The organism is Nitrospinota bacterium, from assembly GCA_016235255.1.
Taxonomy (GTDB): domain Bacteria; phylum Nitrospinota_A; class UBA7883; order UBA7883; family JACRLM01; genus JACRLM01.
In genome coordinates this window covers 1-19,751 of record JACRLM010000008.1, presented here as the reverse complement: position 1 = coordinate 19,751, position 19,751 = coordinate 1, and the positions used below count along the sequence as shown (strand labels likewise).

At 57.1% G+C, this 19,751-nt stretch carries 14 protein-coding genes and 1 tRNA gene; 4 read left to right on the top strand and 11 right to left on the bottom strand.

Annotated elements, in window-relative coordinates; all coding sequences use genetic code 11:
- Window position 1 precedes the first annotated feature (1 nt).
- From HZB29_01055 to HZB29_01035, 5 genes are all read right to left on the bottom strand, one after another.
- Window positions 2-1,195: a metallophosphoesterase gene (locus tag HZB29_01055; protein MBI5814179.1), complete on the bottom strand. Its 1,194-nt coding sequence runs from the start codon at window positions 1,193-1,195 to the stop codon at window positions 2-4.
- A 70-nt stretch (window positions 1,196-1,265) separates the two neighbouring features.
- Window positions 1,266-1,652: a response regulator gene (locus tag HZB29_01050; GenBank protein MBI5814178.1), complete on the bottom strand. Its 387-nt coding sequence runs from the start codon at window positions 1,650-1,652 to the stop codon at window positions 1,266-1,268.
- A 119-nt stretch (window positions 1,653-1,771) separates the two neighbouring features.
- Window positions 1,772-2,947 carry a response regulator gene (locus HZB29_01045; protein MBI5814177.1) on the bottom strand — a complete coding sequence of 392 codons (1,176 nt, stop codon included), beginning with the start codon at window positions 2,945-2,947 and terminating at the stop codon, window positions 1,772-1,774.
- Entirely contained in the window at window positions 2,940-4,169 is a 1,230-nt protein-coding gene (locus tag HZB29_01040) for an HDOD domain-containing protein (protein ID MBI5814176.1), read from the bottom strand. The genes HZB29_01045 and HZB29_01040 overlap by 8 nt, the downstream gene beginning before the upstream one ends.
- Window positions 4,166-6,415: a PAS domain S-box protein gene (locus tag HZB29_01035; protein MBI5814175.1), complete on the bottom strand. Its 2,250-nt coding sequence runs from the start codon at window positions 6,413-6,415 to the stop codon at window positions 4,166-4,168. Before HZB29_01035 ends, HZB29_01040 begins: the two co-directional genes overlap by 4 nt.
- A gap of 269 nt (window positions 6,416-6,684) precedes the next feature.
- Between HZB29_01035 and HZB29_01030 the strand changes: the two genes are divergently transcribed.
- Both HZB29_01030 and HZB29_01025 read left to right on the top strand, forming a co-directional pair.
- Entirely contained in the window at window positions 6,685-8,190 is a 1,506-nt protein-coding gene (locus HZB29_01030; GenBank protein MBI5814174.1) for a DegQ family serine endoprotease, read from the top strand.
- 130 nt (window positions 8,191-8,320) lie between these two features.
- Entirely contained in the window at window positions 8,321-8,752 is a 432-nt protein-coding gene (locus HZB29_01025) for a GNAT family N-acetyltransferase (GenBank protein ID MBI5814173.1), read from the top strand.
- Window positions 8,753-8,782: 30 nt separating this feature from the next.
- Here the strand turns inward: HZB29_01025 and HZB29_01020 are convergent, their stop codons facing one another.
- The 6 genes from HZB29_01020 to HZB29_00995 form a co-directional block, all read right to left on the bottom strand.
- Window positions 8,783-10,765 (bottom strand): cation:proton antiporter, encoded by a 1,983-nt coding sequence (locus HZB29_01020; protein ID MBI5814172.1) that lies wholly within the window; start codon window positions 10,763-10,765, stop codon window positions 8,783-8,785.
- 162 nt (window positions 10,766-10,927) lie between these two features.
- Window positions 10,928-13,384 carry an endopeptidase La gene (gene lon, locus HZB29_01015; protein MBI5814171.1) on the bottom strand — a complete coding sequence of 819 codons (2,457 nt, stop codon included), beginning with the start codon at window positions 13,382-13,384 and terminating at the stop codon, window positions 10,928-10,930.
- A gap of 77 nt (window positions 13,385-13,461) precedes the next feature.
- Window positions 13,462-14,715 (bottom strand): ATP-dependent Clp protease ATP-binding subunit ClpX, encoded by a 1,254-nt coding sequence (gene clpX / locus HZB29_01010; GenBank protein MBI5814170.1) that lies wholly within the window; start codon window positions 14,713-14,715, stop codon window positions 13,462-13,464.
- 68 nt (window positions 14,716-14,783) lie between these two features.
- A complete protein-coding gene (gene clpP / locus HZB29_01005; protein ID MBI5814169.1) occupies window positions 14,784-15,398 on the bottom strand; it encodes an ATP-dependent Clp endopeptidase proteolytic subunit ClpP in 615 nt (204 codons plus the stop codon).
- Between the two features lie 40 nt (window positions 15,399-15,438).
- Entirely contained in the window at window positions 15,439-16,743 is a 1,305-nt protein-coding gene (gene tig, locus HZB29_01000) for a trigger factor (GenBank protein ID MBI5814168.1), read from the bottom strand.
- A gap of 62 nt (window positions 16,744-16,805) precedes the next feature.
- A tRNA-Leu gene (locus HZB29_00995) sits at window positions 16,806-16,888 on the bottom strand.
- Window positions 16,889-17,253: 365 nt separating this feature from the next.
- Here HZB29_00995 and HZB29_00990 point away from each other — a divergent pair.
- Together HZB29_00990 and HZB29_00985 are read left to right on the top strand one after the other, a co-directional pair.
- Entirely contained in the window at window positions 17,254-18,768 is a 1,515-nt protein-coding gene (locus tag HZB29_00990) for a 2-isopropylmalate synthase (protein MBI5814167.1), read from the top strand.
- Window positions 18,765-19,619, top strand: a complete 855-nt coding sequence (locus HZB29_00985) for an acetyl-CoA carboxylase carboxyltransferase subunit beta (GenBank protein ID MBI5814166.1) — start codon at window positions 18,765-18,767, stop codon at window positions 19,617-19,619. The genes HZB29_00990 and HZB29_00985 overlap by 4 nt, the downstream gene beginning before the upstream one ends.
- The last annotated feature ends 132 nt before the right edge of the window (window positions 19,620-19,751 follow it).

Genomic DNA, 19,751 nt, shown 5'->3' with positions numbered 1-19,751 from the left:
TTCAGGTTGCGCGCCTGCCGCCGCCTGCCCTGGCAAGGGTGATCAGCGTTATTTCAGACCGCGTCCCTGCCCGCATAGGCGGCCCCCAGTAGGCTGTGCCGGGGCTGGCATATACGGTCATCCCCCGGTAAACGCTAAGCCCCGTGGGCACCGGGTGAAAAAGCGGGATGATGTAATTCCACGGAAAGAACTGGCCGCCGTGGGTGTGGCCGCAGATCATAATGTCAAATCCGGCCTCGGCCGAATATATGGCGCTTCTGGGCTGGTGGGCCAGCATTATCTTAAAACCGTGCGCCGGAGCCTCTTTGATGATTTTGCGCGGGTCTGGCGCATGGCCTGGAATGTCCTTGCCTGCCATGTGGTCCGGCAGTCCTGCGATCAACGCCGTGGCCCCGCCACGCTCCACAGCCACGCTCTGGTTAACCAGCGCCGTAAGGCCCAGCCCGCGCATTTTGTCCACCCATGCAGGCCCGTTCCAATAATACTCGTGGTTGCCTGTGACAAAGAAAGCCCCCTCACGGGCCTTGAGCCTGGAGAGGCTTTCCACGTCGCCGGCAAGCTCGTTGACGTATCCGTCCACCATGTCCCCTGTAACGGCCACGATATCCGCGTCCAGCCCGTTGACAATGTCCACCACAAGCGAAAGATAATCGCCGCGCACCGTTGGGCTTAAATGAACGTCGGTGATCTGGGCGATGGTAAATCCATCGAATTGCTCCGGCAATCCCGGCACAGGCGCTGTGACGTGGACAACCGCCGGAGGCCTGCGCACATTGGAAACGCCGACGCCCGCCACGCCGGAAGCCGCCCCGACGAATACTGTGTTAAGCGCGTTGAGCATGAACCGCCTTCTGGCCGGATCCGTCCGCAATGGTTTCCCGCCCACGGCCTTGGCCGCCGCCGAACGGGCAATCCGGGTGAGCAGCCATGCCGCGTCCCGCGCAAGCAACAGCGGGAACAGGATTGCCATGAAGCCCGCGCCGGTGAAAACGGCGAAATAATAGTATTCAAGCCATGGCGGCCAGTATCCACCGGATCTTAGGAAAAACATGGCCGGCACCAGCAGCGTGTGAAGGCCGAGCCCCACCCACGCGATGGACTTCCATATGACCGGCAGCTTTGCCACCGGGATGATCCGCGAGCCTATATACAGATGGGCGCCCGCGTAGATCGAGAAGGCAATAAGGAAAAACATCCACACCCTCCGCGCATCAGCCGGCCAGCCGCCGGCCGGTTTGGGAAACGGGATTTAAAGGCGCAATCTTTCAGGGTTTCGCCGGATACAATCTTTCGAGAACGTCTTTGATCCTTTTGGCAAGGTCATCAATTTCAAAAGGCTTGACTATATAACCCTTCGCTCCAAGCTTCACAGCCTGGTGGATAAATTCCCTTTTCGCCTCGCCAGTCACCATGAAAACATGGATGCCCTTGTTCGGCCCGTCTCCGGAGCGTATTTTGGCGAGAGTTTCCAGGCCGGTAAGCCCCGGCATCATGATATCCAGCACCATCACGTCGAACCGCTCTTTGGCCAGCGCCGCCAAAGCCTCGTTTCCATCGGAGGCCTCGGAAATGTCCGTCACCCCCATCCCTGTCAGGGCGGTCTTTACCATGCTCCTTATTATCTTGCTGTCATCGGCAAGAAGGAATTTCAACGATTTCATGTCCATAACGATATTTGCAAACCCTAATTTTAGCGTCCGGGCATTGTACATTAATCAATAAATTGATGAACAGCGAATATTTGCTTAACGCGGAATGCGCGAAACCCTGGTCACCGCAGTCCGGAGCCGTTTAATTCAGGCCGCTCATGAATGTCGAACAACACCCTGATCTGATCGTCCACGAGGCCATTGCGCCACAAATTCTTGATACGCTCGCGCATGGTGAAGGTTATCTCCTGTCCCTTCGGCAGAAGGAGCATGTTGCTTTTGGAGTAAAGGTCTTCACCTATTATCATGCCGACCGCCAAGTCCCTTATTTTCACCAGCCCGGCGATTTTTGCCGCCTTGGCCGGCTCCACCCCACGAAGCGCCGTCACAAGCGAAGGGTCGTATTCCTGCCCGCCCTTCATCATTTCGTCCACAGCCTTGCCAAACCCGGAGCCGTGGGATACCAGCCTGTCCATCTCCACCGCCACTTTGAGAATCTGTGCGCCAAGCTCTTCTTCCGGCCTGTCACGCGGCTCGCGGGTTTCGTTATATTCGCCGAAAGGTTTTTGTTGAGCGCCTATCATCATGGCCACCTGCTCCAGACGCGGTATTTTAACAAGCAAATCAAACGCCACCATCGGGTGCGCGGCGAGCATCTGCAACTCGTCGCCGTTGAGCGGCTGACCGGCGTAATATTTTTCGATGGTGTCAGGCGGTATGGTCACGCAACCTATCTGGGACAGGATGGCGGCCAATTCGATCCGCCATGTTTGCGAAAGGTTTAGCCTCGCGATTATATGTTTAGCGTATTTCCTTATCCGCGCCGCCCTGCCGAACGCCGCGGGATTCACCATGGACAGAATGTCCACCAGCGCCTTGACGGAGCCACTTAACGTTTTTTCCAGAAGCTCACGTTCGGCTATTACAAGCCTGTATTGGGCGATTCCGTCGTCAAGCGCCTTGGCGAAGACCTCCGGTGGGCATGGTTTGGTCAGGAACCGGAAGATGTTCCCCTCGTTCACTGCGTCCATTGCGCTGTTTATGTCGGCGTAACCGGTCAGCATCATCCGCACGCTATCCGGGGAAATTTCCCGCGCTTTAGCCAAAAAGCGGACGCCATCCATCCCGGGCATTCTCATGTCCGAAACTATAACAGCGTAAGGCCCGTTTTTGGCGGCGGCCTCCAATCCTTCCTCACCCCCGAGGGCCGTATCCAGGGCGAACCTGCGGCTCAGGCTGCGCTTGAAACCGGACAGGATGTTCGGATCATCGTCCACGCATAGTATCTTTTCATTCATTGAGCGCGGCCTTTTCCATGGCCCGCCGGTAGATTTGCTCCCACGCGGGCAGTTTTTCTTCCATTCCAATTTCCTTTATATAATTAAAATCCAGGCAGGAGGCCGGCCCGTTAGGCTCTGATTCGTCGGCCATCGTGTTCAGGCAAAAACAGTCCGCGGCATGAACCGCCACCAAGGGGGAAAATTGCTTCACCGCGCTACAGCCGGGGGAATGATTGAAGAATACCGCCTCCACTATGGGATCTGGAAGGCCCCACAATCCCAGCAGGTATCCGCCAATCTCGGCATGGGACGCTCCAAGCACTTTAAACTCGGCATCGTCAAGGCTGATCCTCTCTTTTAACGAGATTGCCTGAATCTCCCTGTATTGATCCGGCATGTTGTTGGCGATCACCAGCTTTCCTATATCGTGCAGAAGCCCGGCCATAAACGTGTCATCCACCAGTTTTTTGTCCTTGCTTTCCGACTTGGCGATGTCCCTTGCCACCGTGCCAATAATAAGGCTGTGGCTCCACAGCCCGCCAAGTTTCAAATTTTCCAGTTTGCGCGCCTCAAACTGGGTAAACACCTGGGTTGACAGCACAAGAGCCCTTATCGTATCTATTCCCAGCAATGAAACGGCAAACCCCACGTCGGACACTCGCCTGGGCTGGCCGAAAAACGCGGAATTGACAAGCTGGAGAATCTTTGCGGACATGCTAATGTCACTAGAGACGATCTCGCCTATTTTGTTGAGCGAGCAGTCCGGAGTTTTAAGGCAATCCATGATATTCAGGTAAAGCGCCGGCAGGCTTGGCAACGCTTTCAATTGAGTTACTACGTTTTTCAGCGAGTCGCTGGCCAGGGCGTCGCGCATGTAACAGGCCCTTGTGATCACCTGCTTGATCGTTTCAGCGTCGCACGGTTTGGACAGGTATTGATGTGTCGGCCCGACAGATTTTAATATCGCCTCCATTTCGGACTGGCCGGAGAGCACGATTCTGATGATGTGCGGATATTTCTTGATAATCTCCGCCAGCAGTTCGGCTCCGTCCATGCCGGGCATCCTCATGTCGGTCACCACAACGTCGTGGGGGGCCGAGGCGAGAATGGACAGCGCCTCCGCCCCGCTGCTGGCGAAAGCCATGTCCCACTGATCGTTCATCCCCCACAACATACGTCTCAGGCCGGAAAGGATGTTCGGCTCGTCATCAACGAAAAGCACGCGTTTCTTCAGAGTCACTGTACATGTCCTTTTCCGGCGTTTTCAAGAGGCAGCCAGATTGTGAAAACAGTTCCCTTGCCAGGCTCCGAATCGAAGGAAATGGAACCACCATGCTTGTCAACAATCACGGATCTGGCCAGGGCAAGACCCTGGCCGGTGCCCTTGCCGACCTCTTTGGTGGTGAAAAAGGGGTCGAATATCTTATGGCGGATGCTTTCCGGAATCCCGGCCCCCGTGTCGGCCAACTGTATTTCCACCCCATTGTCCAGTTTGCGGGTTCCTATGGTGATTGTCCCCTTGCTGCGTGATCCGTCGCCGACCACGTCTGCTATCGCGTGGGCGGCGTTTACGATAAGGTTCAAAATCACCTGGTTGAATTCCCCGGCCACCACCGGGGCGAGGGGAAGTTCCTGATCGAATTGCGTAACAACGTCGGCCACATACTTCCACTCGTTGCGCGAAACGGTGACAGTGCTTTCGATGGCCTTGTTGATGTCCACCGCTGTTTTTCCCTCCACGCCTGGATGCGAAAAATCCTTCATGGCCCGCACTATCGTGGCGACCCTTCCCACGCCGTCGAGCGACTGGGCCACGGCCCGTGGTATTTCCTCCCGCAGGAAATTTACATCCATGGATTGCGCGAGACTGGCCGCCAGTTTCGCCGATTCCGGGGAAACGCGCCCCTCGGCGGCTGAATCGCTCACCATGGCGTATTCGCAAATAAGGTGGTCTATTTCCCGGAAAGCGTCCTCGAGAAACCGCAAATTGTCGCCAACGTACTGTATGGGCGTATTTATCTCATGGGCGATGCCTGCGGCCAGTTGGCCGATGGCCTCCAGCTTTTGCGCCTGCGAAAAAACGCTTTCCATAACTTTGCGCTCCGTGATGTCGGCGGCCAGGACCAGGAATCCGTTCCATTTGCCGCGCTCGCCGAAAATCGGCGTGAAAGTCATGTCCAGAAAACCGTTCTTGCCATCTTTCCGCATATATTTTATATCATGCGCGCGAATGGTTCTTTCGCTATCCCTTGACATGCAAATGTATTGGAGGATTTCAGGCCAGTCCCATTGTATCCGCGTATTTACAAACGGCCCGCCAAGCGCCGCGTCGGCTCCGATGTTGAAAGCGATCTCTGCCTCCGTGTTCCAGCGCTTGATGACGTCCAACTCGTCCACACCGATGAAAATGGAAGGCATCGCGGCTATGAGTTGTTCATTTTCGCGGTGCGCCTGGCGCAAAGACTCCTCTGCAAGCCTCTGCTGGGTCATGTCACGGAACAACCCCTGGATTATTCTTTTGCCGGAATATTCCACCGCGGAACCGGAAATGTCCACCGGAATCTCCTTGCCATCTTTCCGCAGAATGGAGGAATCATGCAAAAAAATGGTTCCACCTTCCGTGACAAGCCGCCGGAACGCCTCGGTAAGTCCCTCCAGCTTTCCCGGCGGAGCGAGGATATTGAAATCCATGCCGCGAAGTTCGCTGTCCGTGTAGCCGAACAGCGCCTCCGCCCGCCTGTTAGCCTCCTGTATCCTGCCGTCCGGAAGCGCGATCAATATCGCGTCACTGGCGCCATCTATGAGCGCTTTGTATTTTTTCTCCGATTCCCGGAGCGATTCGTTCGCAAGCTTCATCTCTGTGATGTCCCGCTGGGAGGCCACCATGCCAAGGAACTTTCCCGAACTGTCTTTCAATGGAACCGCGTTTATCTGGATAATCGCCATGATTCCTTCAGGGCGAACCGCGGCTATTTCTATCCCGTATACAGGCTTGCCGGTGGCCTTGACTATTTCGAAAGGATAATCCCCCTTGCTCAAAGGCTCGCCGGTTGGTTTGAAAACCTTCCATCTTTTGTCGTTATAACTGCGGGCATACAAATTCTCCCTTGGCATGCCGAACATTTTTTCCGAGGCGCTGTTGGCGAAGACTATCCTCCCATCGTCATTTACTATGTAAATGCCTTCCGCGATGGTTTCAACAATAAGCTCCAGACGCACCTTGCTCTTGCGGGCGTCTTCTTCAGCCCTTGTGCGCTCCAGCACTTCCCATTTCAGATCCTCCGTGCGCTCGCCCACTTTCTTTTCAAGCTCGCCGCTAAATTCACGCATTCTGGCTTCCGCCTTTTTAAGTTCGGCGATGTTGCGGTCCATGGGCGTATACACAAAAAGGTAAATCACGGGAAACGTGAAAATCGTCACCATACCTGCGTCCAGCAACATTTCGAGGACGGGATTTAGCGGAGGCAATATTATAAATACCAACATTATCACTGTTTCGGCGATAAACAACGTCGAGGCGATTATTACAAGAACTCTGAGGGGGCTTTTCAGCATGCTGGCAAACTCATAAAATTAACCTTCGCCGAGGATAATATGAAGGCATAAGTTGGAACGATGTATATATTATACAGGAAAAGGGCCGAGCCTAAAATCCCGCCTTATGTCCTTATAATATGACTGATAATGGCTATGTTATAATGCGAATATGGGAAGAGTTGGTGAAAATCGGATCAAATATTAAGGTGAGGTGGGCCTTGAAAAACTGGCGTTCGCAGGCAAGATGGTTTGCATTGGGACTGGGACTTGTCATGACCGGCGCGGTGGCTGGGGCGTATCTTGCCCCGCCGCGCTCTCCGGTGGCCGATCCTTCCATCGCCACCCCGGCGATAGCCTCGCAGGGGGGCGAACTTCCCGGGAACATATTCACGAAAATCGCGAAGGAACGGACCCCGGCGGTCGTGAACATCTCCACAAAGCAGAAGGTGAAAACGCGCTCCATGCCCTCGCCGGAGATGGAAGACGAGAGGATGAAGGAGTTTTACGACAGGTTCTTCCCGTGGTACCGCGAGATGCCCAAAGAGCAGGTTCGCCAGAGCTTGGGCTCCGGATTTGTGGTGGAGGAGGACGGATATATCCTCACCAACGCCCATGTTGTGGAGCAGGCGGACGAGGTGATCGTCACTTTTGGCGACGGGCATAACGGCGGCGACGAAAAGGAATTCCCGGCCAAAGTGATCGGGACGGACCCGAAGACGGACATCGCGCTGATCAAGATATCGCCCGGCAAAAAGCTGCCCACCCTCGCCCTGGCCGATTCGTCCAAGGTGGAGGTGGGTGAATGGGTGATGGCCATCGGCAATCCGTTCGGCTTCTCGCAGTCGGTCACCGTGGGGGTGGTGTCGGCCAAGGGGCGGGCCATCGGCGCCGGGCCGTACGACGATTTCATCCAGACGGACGCTTCCATAAATCCCGGCAATTCCGGCGGGCCGCTGCTTAACATGAACGGGGATGTCATCGGCATCAACTCCGCGATTTACACCGGCGGATTTTCGCAGGGGAACATCGGGATCGGTTTTGCCGTGCCGGCCAACTCGGTGAAGGACATTTACGCAGAGCTTAAAAAAGGCAAGGTGTCGCGCGGGTGGCTTGGGGTGATGATACAGAAGATCACCCCGGAGCTCATGGGCGCGCTTAACCTGAAGTCCTCCAAAGGGGCGCTGGTGGGGGACGTTTTCCCGGGATCACCGGCGGACAAGGCCGGGATCAAGCGGGGGGACGTGATTGTGGAGTTCAACGGCCAGGCCGTGGACAGCAACGACCAGTTGCCAAAGCTGGTGGGCGCCGTCAAGCCGGGCATATCCGTAAAGGTGAAGATTGTGCGGGACGGATCGGAGAAAATGTTCACCCTTTCCCTGGCTGAAATGCCTGATGATGAGGAAAAACCGGCCAGGCCGGAGGTGGAGCAGGAAAGCTCCATCGGGCTTACTGTGGACAAGCTCACACCGGACATCGCCAAGAAACTGGACGCGGAAGGGACCGCCGGTGTTGTCGTAAAGAAGGTGGACCCGGCAGGGCCTGCCGCCGCCGCGGGCATACACCCGGGGGACATCATCACCGAGGCGAACAAGCAGACAGTGCGGGACGTGGCCTCATACAAGTCCGCCGTGGGCAAGTCTAAGCCCGGCGACGTGGCGTTGCTGCTGGTCAAACGCGGGAAGAACACTCACTTCATAGCGGTGAAGGTTCCGGCGGGCAAGTAGGGAGCGATAATAGGACCGTGGCCGGGCGGCCACGGGGAAGCGTTGAGTAGTTAAGCCGGGGCGGATAAATAACGCTCCGGTTTTTTTGTTGTAAAATCCATTTTATGTTCATTTTTGGGCATGCAGGGCCATGATGATCCAACACAACAATGTTTACGAGATAGACGATTCTTTCGGCAGATTAAACTTCGACCTTCTCGAAGACTGGCTTTCCAAAACATATTGGAGCCCTGGGATCAAGAGAGATGAGATTGTGCGCGGCGCGCAAAACTCAAGCATAGTCGTCGGCTGCTATAACTCCAAAGGCCAAGTTGGATATTTGCGCGTGGTAAGCGACAAAATGCGGTTCGCCTATTTCATGGACATCTATGTGGAAGAGAGCCACCGGAGCAAAGGGATAGCCCAGGCCATGGTCCGCTTTGTGTTCGATCATCCCGAATTCAAGGACGTTTACATGTGGCTGCTGGCCACCAAGGACGCGCAGGGGGTATATTCGAAAGTGGGGTTCAAGCCCCTGCCAAATCCGGAGATGTGGATGCTGATCCGGAGATGTGGATGCTGATCCGGAACGAGAAAATCTGGCCGACGTGATTCAGTCCGCCGCAGCTTCGGCGGAGCCTGGTTCCGCCATTTTCCTGAAAGCTTCCCGGGCGCTTTCTCCGCCGATTACCCCCACCATGTCCTTGGGCAAGAAGCGAAAATCTGAACCGGGATTTGCCGTCAATTCACCGTCCCGTATCACACCCACCACAGAAGCGCCGGTGTTTCTCCGTATTTCGTTTTCCTCTATTGTCTTATGGGCCATTGGGCTGTTTGCGGCCAGCTCCACCCATCTCAAATCGAATTGATCATCGGCCCTGCGCAGTTGGGACAGCAGGGCATACTCCTTGCCCCGGTTGAAAAGGGGAGTGTACAGCTCCCTGCGGATGGCGTCGGCGTAGCGGTAAACGTCGGCGGGAGGGACTCGCAGGTGGAGCAGGGCCTGCCGCGTCATTTCCAGGCTGGCCTCATATTCCGGCAAAACGACCTCGTACACTCCCAAGCTTTTGAACATGGCAAGATGGTCCGGCGCCGACGTCCTGGCGATGACATCAAGCTTTTCGTTCATGCGCTTGGCCTGGGCCACCACCCCCCTTGCCACCACTATGGAAGGGGTGGTCACAAGAAGCAGGCACGCCTGCCTCACCCTCGCCACGTTGAGGACCAGTTCGTGCGTGGCGTCGCCAAACACCACTGGCATGGCCTCTTCTTTCGCCTGCTCCACCCGGCGCGGGTCCAGCTCGATTATAATGAATTGGCGGCCTATTCTTTTTAGCACTTGGGCGATGTGGAAGCCGACGCGCCCCCCACCGGCTATTACAACATGTCCTTCAAGCCCGGTTTCAGAGACGCCAATGAGCGGAAATGGTTTTTGCGGGAAAATGCGCTTCTGGACCGCGTAAAGCCGCTCCGTCTGCCCGGATACGATGGGGGTGATTATCATCGTTATGATGGCGGTGGACAGCACGAGGGAAAACAGGTTCGCGTCGATGGAACCTGTGGAAACGCCCATGGTAGCCAGGACGAACGCAAACTCCCCTATCTGGAAAAGGCCAAGGCCCACCGCCAGCGGGACCACATTTCCATACCCGAATGCCCGCGATATCAGCCAGAACACTCCCCCCTTTCCAACGCTGACAATAAGCGTCAGCGCCGCCACTTCCCTCCAATGTTCAAAAAGAAACGCCGGATCCAGAAGCATCCCGGCGGAGGCGAAAAACAGAAGTCCGAAAAGGTCCCTTATCGGAATAATGTCGCTTAAGGCCTGGTGCCCGTAATCGGACTCGTTTAGCACAAGCCCGGCAGCGAAGGCGCCGAAGGCGAATGACAGCCCGGCCAAATAAGTGCCATAGCCAACGCCAAGGCCTATCGCCGTCACGGTGAGCAGGAACAGCTCCCGTGATCCAAGCCTGGCTATATGCCCCAGCAATTTGGGCAGGAGCCTTGCGCCGAAAAGCATCATCAGTCCGATGAAAACGGCCGCTTTCAGGAGCGCGTGGCCAAGGGCGGAAATGTCCGGCGTGGGAGCGCTCAACTGCGGAAGAATTATCATCATCGGCGCCACGGCAAGGTCCTGGACGATCAACATCCCCACCATGACCTTGCTGGAAAGCGTCCCGATCCATCCCTGGTTCATCAGTGTCTTTAAAATCACCATGGTGCTCGAAAGGGATATGAGCGCCCCGAGCCACATGGAGGTCTTCCAGTCCCACCCCCAGAACATGCCGATGGCAAGCCCCATTGCCACTGTTACCATGATCTGCGCCGGCGTCCCGGCAAGAGCCACCCATTTCACCGCGCGCAGGTCCTTGAAGGAAAATTCCAGCCCCAGCCCGAACAGCAGCAAAGCCACGCCTATTTCAGCCAGCTTTTCGATTTCGTGGATGTTGGACACCGCGAATCCGCCCGTGTTCGGGCCAAGCAGTATCCCGGCGAAAATATATCCGAGTATAAGTGGCTGGCCCAGTCTTTGAGCGGCAAGGCCGCAGAAAAACGCGGCCACGACCAGCATTATAATGTCCGTGGCGATACCCATTAAATTTCCCGCTTATGCGATAAAAGTGATCCGGCTGATAACAATATTAAACATGGGGATTAAGAATGGAAAGCATAGAGTTCGGATTAGAGATGCCTCCCTCCGCCTATTCCAGATTCCGGACTTGCGCCACGGGCGGCGCATGGCGGCGCTGTTCAGAGCCTAGTTCAACGCAACTCCGGCCGATCCGGGAGTGGGGCGGTGTTTCACGCGCGGGTGCTTTAGCGGCTCGGCTTTCTTTACCTTTTTTTTCCATGGCGAAGATGTCAGCGCCAGCTTTATCACCTCGTCCATGTTTTTCACCACCGCTATGGAAAGCCCCTGCTTGACGTTGGCGGGCACGTCCTTTAAATCTTTCTCGTTCTCCTCGGGTATCAGCACGGTCTTGACGCCTGCCCTGTTGGCCGCAAGGAGCTTTTCGCGCAGGCCGCCGATGGCCAGCACCTGTCCGCGCAGCGTAATCTCCCCGGTCATCGCCACTTCGTTGCTCACCGGTATGTTCAAAAGCGCCGACACCATGGACACCGCCAATGTCACCCCGGCCGACGGGCCTTCCTTTGGCGTCGCTCCTTCGGGGATGTGGATGTGGATGTCGATCTTTTCCTGGAATCCCTTCTTCAGGCCGAACTCCTTGCCGCGCGACCGGATGTATGACAGGGCCGCGTGGGCCGATTCTTTCATCACATCGCCAAGCTTGCCTGTGAGGATGAATTTGCCTTTGCCGTCCATGATGGTGGTCTCTATCTTGAGCATCGCGCCGCCAAGCTCCGTCCACGCCAGGCCGGTGGCCACGCCGGTCCCGCTCTTTGCCTCCTTCAGCTCGTCGCGGAATTTTATCTCGCCCAAGTAGTCCACCAGGTTCTGCGCCGTCACCTCGATCTTCCGCGCTTTCGTCCCGGACTTCCCCCCCCCGGCTTTCTCGGCTGTCTTGCGGGCCGCCTTCCTGCAAACCGCGGCCAGTTCCCGTTCCAGGTTGCGCACGCCCGACTCGCGGGTGTGGTTGCGGATGATCTTGCGCAGGGCCTCCGGCGAGATCGCCAGCGAGTCCTTCGCAAGCCCGTGCTCGGCCACCTGCTTGGGGATGAGGTACTTTGTTGCGATGTTTTCCTTTTCCCCGTCGGTATAGCCGGGGATGCTTATCACCTCCATCCGGTCCATGAGCGGGCGGGGGATGGTGTGCAGCGCGTTGGCGGTGGTGATGAACATCACCTCCGAAAGGTCGTAGTCCACCTCCAGATAATGGTCGTTAAACGCCACGTTCTGCTCCGGGTCGAGCGCCTCCAATAGCGCCGCGGCGGGGTCCCCCCTGTAGTCGGAGGCCACCTTGTCTATCTCGTCGAGCATGAGCACCGGGTTTTTCGTCCCCGCTTTTTTCATGGACTGTATGATGCGTCCCGGCAGCGAGCCGATGTATGTGCGCCTGTGGCCCCGGATCTCCGCCTCGTCGCGCACCCCTCCCAAAGAGAAGCGCACGAACTTGCGCCCCATGGCCCTCGCGATGGACTTGCCAAGGGAAGTCTTGCCCACACCCGGCGGCCCGGCGAAGCACAGGATCGGGCCTTTCATCTTTTCCACGAGTTTGCGCACGGAAAGATATTCAAGTATCCGCTCTTTGACCTTATCGAGCCCATAGTGATCCTCGTCCAGTATTTTCGCCGCTTCGGCGATGTCCAGCTTGTCCTGCGTGGTGGCGCTCCACGGCACGTCCACAAGCCAGTCGATATAATTGCGGGACACCGTCCCTTCAGCGCTCATCGGCGGCATCTGTTCGAGCTTGGAAAGCTCCTTTAGCGCCTTCTTCTCCACTTCCTTGGGCATCTTGGCCTTCAGGATTTTGTCCTTTAGCTCGGCGAATTCGCCCCTTTCGCCGTCTCCTTTGCCCAGTTCCTTCTGGATCGCCTTCATCTGCTCGGTCAGATAGTAGTCGCGCTGCGACTTTTCCATCTGCTTTTTCACCTGGTTGCGGACCTTGCGCTCCAGCTGGAGTATTTCGATCTCCTCCTGCAGGCTGGAGATGAGCAGTTCCAGCCGCGACTTCACGTCCAGCGCTTCGAGAGCCTTTTGCCTGTCCTCTATGCGGGGTATCACGTTGGCCGCCACCGCGTCGGCGAACTGCCCGGCGTCGTCCATCCCCTTTAAGGCGTCCACCGCCTCCCGGGGGACGTTCTGGTTCAGCTTGGAGTATTTGTCAAACAGGGTCTTGGCCAGGCTCAACGCGGCCGAGGCCTGTTCCGGCCCGGCGGAGGTTTCCGCCAGGGGCTCGCACTTCACAAGAAGATGGTTCTCCCCCTTGACGAATTCGAGTATGCGCCCTCTTTTTTTACCGATGATCAGCGCCTTGATGGCCCCGTCGGGCAAACGCAGGATCTGGGAGACTTCGGCGACGCACCCGACCTTGTTTATGTCCTTCTGCGAAGGATCGTCCAGGGCGGCGTCCTTCTGGGAGGCCAGCATTATGTGGCGCGACGGCGTGGTGAAAGCGTGGTCGAGCGCCGCGATCGATTTTTTCCTTCCGACGAAAAGCGGCGCCGTCATGCCAGGGAACACCACAATGTCCCGAAGCGGGAGCATGGGGACTGTTTCGTCCCAGTTGATATCGTTCTCTTCAGGTGGATTCATGCGATTCTTTATGCAAAAGACAGGTTGTTGGCGAAAGACCTGTCACGGGTTAAAGGTTTGCCAGGACGCGCAAAATGTCAGCTCGCCTGCTTCTCGTCCTGTTTTTCGTAAAGCAGCAACGGCGATTCGCGCCTGGATATCACGTCTTCGTTGACTATGCACTCGGTCACCCCGTTCATGGCGGGCATGTCGTACATCGGGTCGAGCATCACTTCCTCCAGTATGGCGCGCAGGCCGCGGGCGCCGGTTTTGCGCTTTACCGCCTCGCGGGATATGGCCTTCAGGGCGCCGTCGGTGAATTTCAGCTTCACCCCTTCCATCTCCAGGAACTTCTGGAACTGCTTTATTATGGCGTTCTTCGGCTCCATGAGGATGCGGATCATGGACGATTCGTCCAAGTCGTCCAGCGTGGCCACCACCGGCAGCCGGCCGATGAACTCCGGGATAAGCCCGAACTTCAAAAGGTCCTCCGGCTGGGTCTGCCGCAAAAGCTCGTTTGTGGAGGTGTCCCTCTTGTCCTTAAGCTTGGCGCCAAAGCCCATCACCTTTTTGCCGATGCGGTGCTCTATCAATTTGTCCAGCCCCACGAACGCGCCGCCGCAGATGAACAGTATGTTGGAAGTGTCCACCTGCAAAAACTCCTGGTGGGGATGCTTGCGCCCACCCTGCGGCGGGACGGAGGCGATGGTCCCTTCTATTATTTTCAGAAGCGCCTGCTGCACACCCTCGCCGGAAACGTCCCTCGTTATCGAGGGATTTTCGGACTTGCGGGATATCTTGTCTATCTCGTCTATATAGATGATCCCTTTCTCCACCCGCTCGATGTCAAAGTCCGCCGCCTGGCAGAGCCGGAGGATTATGTTCTCCACGTCCTCGCCCACATAACCGGCCTCGGTGAGGGTGGTCGCGTCCACCATGGTAAATGGAACGTTGAGCAATTTGGCCAGGGTCTGGGCCAGCAGGGTCTTGCCGGAGCCGGAGGGGCCGATGAGCAACACGTTGCTCTTCTGGAGCTCCACCCCGTCGGCGTTCAGGTTCGCGTCAATCCTCTTGTAGTGGTTGTACACCGCGACGGCAAGCACCTTCTTGGCGTACTCCTGCCCGATCACATAGTCGTCCAGGAACTTGTTTATCTCATGCGGCTTTGGAACATGGGTGGAGGAGGCCCCCTTCTCGTGGTTCCACTCCTCCATGATGATCTCGTTGCACAGGTCTATGCACTCGTCGCATATGTACACAGTGGGGCCGGCGATAAGCTTTTTCACCTCGGCCTGGCTCTTGCCGCAGAACGAACAGCGAAGAGAACCCTCTTGCCTTGTAGTCTTGCCCATAACCGCTCCTGTTAAATGCTGTTCACCGGGACCTTATGGCCGCGTCCGGCGGGCTGCAAAGGCGCCCGTCAGATGTCTTCCTGCTTCTTTTCCCTTTTCCAGTCCGGCCGGGACACTATCACCTCGTCCACCAGTCCATAGCCCTTGGCTTCCTCCGAGGACATGAAGTAATCCCTGTCCGAGTCCCTTTTCACCGCCTCCGTGCTCTGGCCCGTGTGCTTGGCCAGTATCTCCTCCAGCCGGTCTCGCAGTTTCCTTATCTCTTTTGATTGTATCTCAATATCGGTCTGCTGCCCCTGGAAACCGCCGGAAGGCTGGTGGATCATTATCCTGCTGTTTGGCAGGGCGTGCCTTTTGCCCTTCGTGCCCGCCGCCAGAAGGACAGCCCCCATGCTGGCCGCCTGGCCTATGCAGATGGTCTGTATGTCCGGCTTTATATATTGCATGGTGTCATAGATCGCAAGCCCGGAGGTGATGATACCGCCGGGGCTGTTGATATAAAGGAAAATGTCATGCGCCGGGTCGTCCGCCTCCAGGAAAAGCAGCTGGGCGATGATGAGGTTCGCCACGTGGTCGTCCACGGGGGTCCCCAGGAAAACTATCCGGTCCTTTAGCAGCCGGCTGTATATGTCATACGAGCGCTCGCCCCTGTTGGTCTGCTCCACCACGATCGGCACGAGCATCTGCGCCCGCGCCGGATACTGCTCCGTCCCGTAATTCCTGTCACTTCGCATCGGTTTCCTCTACGAATTTGTCTTCGATGGTTAACTTCTTCATCATCTCGCCGTACACCTTCGTGGTGAACGCCTTATTGCCGACTCCCTCCAGCCCGTCGCGCTGGGCCAGCTGGCGGAACGTGTCCTCCACGGGCTGCCCCATCATCCCGGCGATCTTCTCCACTTCCCGTCGGATTTCCTCCTCGCCCACTTCCACGCCGCTGGCCTTTTCGTACGCGGCGAGTATCACCTGTTCTTTTATCACCCGCTCGGCCTGCCCGCGCATTTTTTCATGGAGCGTGTCATGGTCCAGCCCGGCCTCTTTCATGTCCATCCCGTAGCTTTTATAGCGCTCCTCGGCCCGGTGCGCCATGGCGTGGGTCTGGCTTTCCAAAAGGCGGGGGGGGAGCGCGAAAGGATTGGCCTCGATAAGCTTTGTGAGCAGCTCTTCCTCAAGCGCCTCGTTCGCCATTTCCACGTACCGCTTTTCAAGCCCCTTGCGGATGTCCACCCGCCATTGCTCCATGGTGTCAAACTCGGTCACCTCGCGGGCCAGTTCGTCATCGGCCGCCGGCAGTGTCTTTTTCTTGATTTCGTGCACCTTCACCTTGAACAGCACCTGCGCCCCGGCAAGTTCCGCGTCCGGGAAGTCCTTGGGAAGAGTCGCGGGGAATTCCTTTTCCTCCCCTTTTTTCACCCCGGCCAGGCCGTCGTAAAATCCCTCCAGCATGGAGTCCTTGGAAACATTGGTCTGGCGGTTGGCGCCGTTAAAATGCTGCACAGGCTGGCCATCCTTTGTGGCCGAATAGTCTATGAAAGCGAAGTCCCCGTCCTCCACGCCCCGGCCTTCCACAGGCTCCATCCGGGCATGCTGATCCTGGAGCCGCTCGACGACCTTGTCTATCTCCGTGTCCGCCACTTTGTGGATGCGGCGCTCAAGCTTTATGCCCGATATGTCGTTTACCGTGATTTCCGGGAACACTTCCACGGTGGCGGTGAAGGAAAACGGCGCGTTATCGTCCATGCGGATGTCTTCCACCATCGGATCGCCCACGGGGCGCAGGTTGTTCGACTCCAAGGCCTCCTTGTACGCCTTGTCTATGATCCGGCGGGCCACGTCCCCCGCCACCGCCTTGTCATACATCTTTTCCACCATTTTCCGTGGGGCTCGCCCCTTGCGGAATCCCGGGATTGCGGCGTTCACCGCTATTTCGCTTATGACGGAGGCCTTTTCCTCCCTGACTTTATCGGCAGGCACCGAGACGGTGATTCTTTTTACGCAGGGCTGCACTTCAACAAGGTCGATCTTCAACGCTCAACAACGCTCCTTCACGGTAATGATATAAATTCCGCCGCGCTCCGCCATGGGCGCCATGGTGCGAAAGGGGGGACTCGAACCCCCACGGTCTCCCACTGGATCCTAAGTCCAGCGCGTCTGCCAGTTCCGCCACTTTCGCAAAAAAATTCCCGGCTCCGCGAAAGCGTGCGCCAGTCAACTTTTTATCGTCAGGTTTTCGGCCCGCAGGGCCGATCACCGTCAGCTAGGAATTGTAACATGTTAACGTTTGGTAAAGAAAGAGCGCCGCCATGAAACGGTGTTTTGAAAACCATTGCCATCCCGCCGCCCGCGTGATAAATTACAGCCCATGAACGCTAAACATATCTTTTCCGGCGGGCTTATCCTCCTCGCGCCCCGTAGCGCGAAAAACATACACACCAACCGTCTGTCCATATAATATTATTCAACGGGCTTGATGCGGCCGCCCCTGGGGGCCAGATCATTGCAAGCCGCTCCAGGCCGGAAATTGAGAGGATAGAAACAATGTCCGTAAAAGACAGAGTCATCATTTTCGACACCACCCTGCGCGACGGTGAACAGGCGCCGGGTTTTTCCATGACCATAGACGAGAAACTGACGCTGGCCACCCAGTTGGCCAAGCTGAAGGTGGACGTGATAGAGGCTGGATTCCCCCGCTCTTCACAGGGTGATTTCGAGTCCGTCAAGAAGATCGCAAAGATTGTGAAAGGCCCGGTGATCGCCGGGCTGGCCCGCGCCATGGACGCGGACATAGACACCTGCGCCGAAGCGGTGAAACCGGCGAAACGCAGGCGGATTCACACGTTCATCGGCACGTCGGAGCAGCATGTGGCCATGATGCGCAAGACCCGGGCGGAAGTTTTGAAAATGGCCGTGGCCGCCGTCCGCCGTGCGCGGGGGCACGTTTCCGACGTGGAGTTCTCCGCCATGGATGCGGTGCGCACGGAGCGCAGGTTCCTCTATGAAATACTGGAAGCGGTGATCGCCGAAGGGGCCGGCACGGTGAACATACCCGACACGGTGGGATACGCCATTCCCCAGGAGTTCGGCGAAATGATCGCGGCAATCCGCGAGAACGTCCCCAATATCAAGAAGGCGGTGATATCCGTCCATTGCCACAACGACCTGGGGATGGCCGTGGCCAACTCCCTGGCGGCGGTGGCCAACGGGGCAAGGCAGATAGAATGCGCCGTCAACGGCATCGGGGAGCGCGCCGGAAACGCCTCCCTGGAAGAAGTGGTGATGGCGATAAAGACGCGCAAGGACTACCTGAAGGCCGGAGTGGGCGTGGACACCCGGGAAATATTCAAGACATCCCGCATGTTGACTTCCATCACCGGCGTGCCCGTCCAGCCCAACAAGGCCATCGTGGGGGAGAACGCCTTTGCCCACGAGTCGGGCATCCACCAGGACGGCGTTCTTAAGGAACGCACGACTTTCGAGATAATGACCCCCGCCTCCATCGGCCTGAAGAAGAGCAAGCTTGTGCTCGGGAAACATTCCGGCAGGCACGCGCTGGGAAAAAGGCTGGAAGACCTGGGCTTTAAGCTCAAGGGGGCGGAGCTCGACGAAGTCTTCGGAAAGTTCAAGGAACTGGCCGACAAGAAAAAAGAGATATTCGACGAGGACCTGGAGGCCATAATGGGCGAGGAGATCGGCTCGAAGGCGGAACACGTTTACGAGCTTCTCCATGTGCAGTCCACTTCCGGCACGGGGACTATCCCCACCGCCACGGTGAAGCTTGCCAAGTGGAAGGAGGAGTTCACCGATTCGGCCACCGGGGACGGGCCTGTGGACGCCACCTACAGGGCCATCGAAAGGATTACCGGGATTTCGGGGAAGCTTTTGTCATATAATATACGCTCGGTGAGTCTGGGAAAAGACGCCGTGGGGGAAGTTACCCTGCGCGTATGGATCGGGGGGGACGTTTATGTGGGCAAAGGAGCCTCTACTGACGTGATCGAAGCCTCCGCCAAGGCGTGGCTTAACGCCATAAACAAGAAGGCGAGCGGAAAGTGAGCTGGTTCACAAGGGTCAAAAAGCCGCTGGAGAAGATCGCACGCAAGGGAGGCGTCCCCGGCGGGCTTTGGCGCAAGTGCGATGGGTGCAAGGAGATAATCTACAACACCGAGTTCGAGCGCAACTTTAACGTCTGCCCCAAGTGCGACTACCATCACAGGCTCGGCGCGCGCCGCAGGATATCCCTGCTGCTCGACGAGGGCTCCTTCGTGGAAAAGGACACCAACCTGCATTCCTCCGATCCGTTGCGGTTCCGGGACAGCAAGAAATACAAGGACAGGCTCCTTGCCAGCCAGAAAAAGACCGGCGGCAAGGACTCGGTGGTCTCCGGCAGCGGGCTTATGTCCGGCCGTGGAGTGGAAATCGCCTCCATGGAATTTGAGTTCATGGGCGGCTCCATGGGGGCCGTGGCGGGGGAGAAGATCACAAGGACTATGGAGCGCGGGCTGGCCAATAACCGCCCGGTGATCGTGGTCTCCTGCTCTGGCGGGGCGAGGATGCAGGAGGGGATACTTTCCCTTATGCAGATGGCGAAGACCTCGGCGGCGGCGGGGATGCTGGCGGAGAAGAAAATACCTTTCATATCGGTGCTGGCAGACCCCACCAGCGGCGGAGTCACCGCAAGCTTCGCAATGCTTGGCGACATTATAATCGCCGAGCCGGGCGCGCTCATCTGCTTTGCCGGGCCAAGGGTCATCGCGCAGACTATCAAGGAAACCTTGCCGGAAGGATTCCAGCGGGCGGAATTCCTGCTGGATCACGGTTTTGTGGACATGGTTGTGCACCGCTACGAGCTCAAAGCGGCCATATCGGGACTGTTGGATTACATGAAGCCGGGTGGAATTTATTAACCGTCTCATAATAATATAGACATTATTATATATGTATCAAGCCGCGTATTTCGTCGTTTCGCCGTTGAAGTACGATATCACCAGGTCCGGTGATTTCTGGACACGCCGCATATGACTTATCACCGCGCCCTT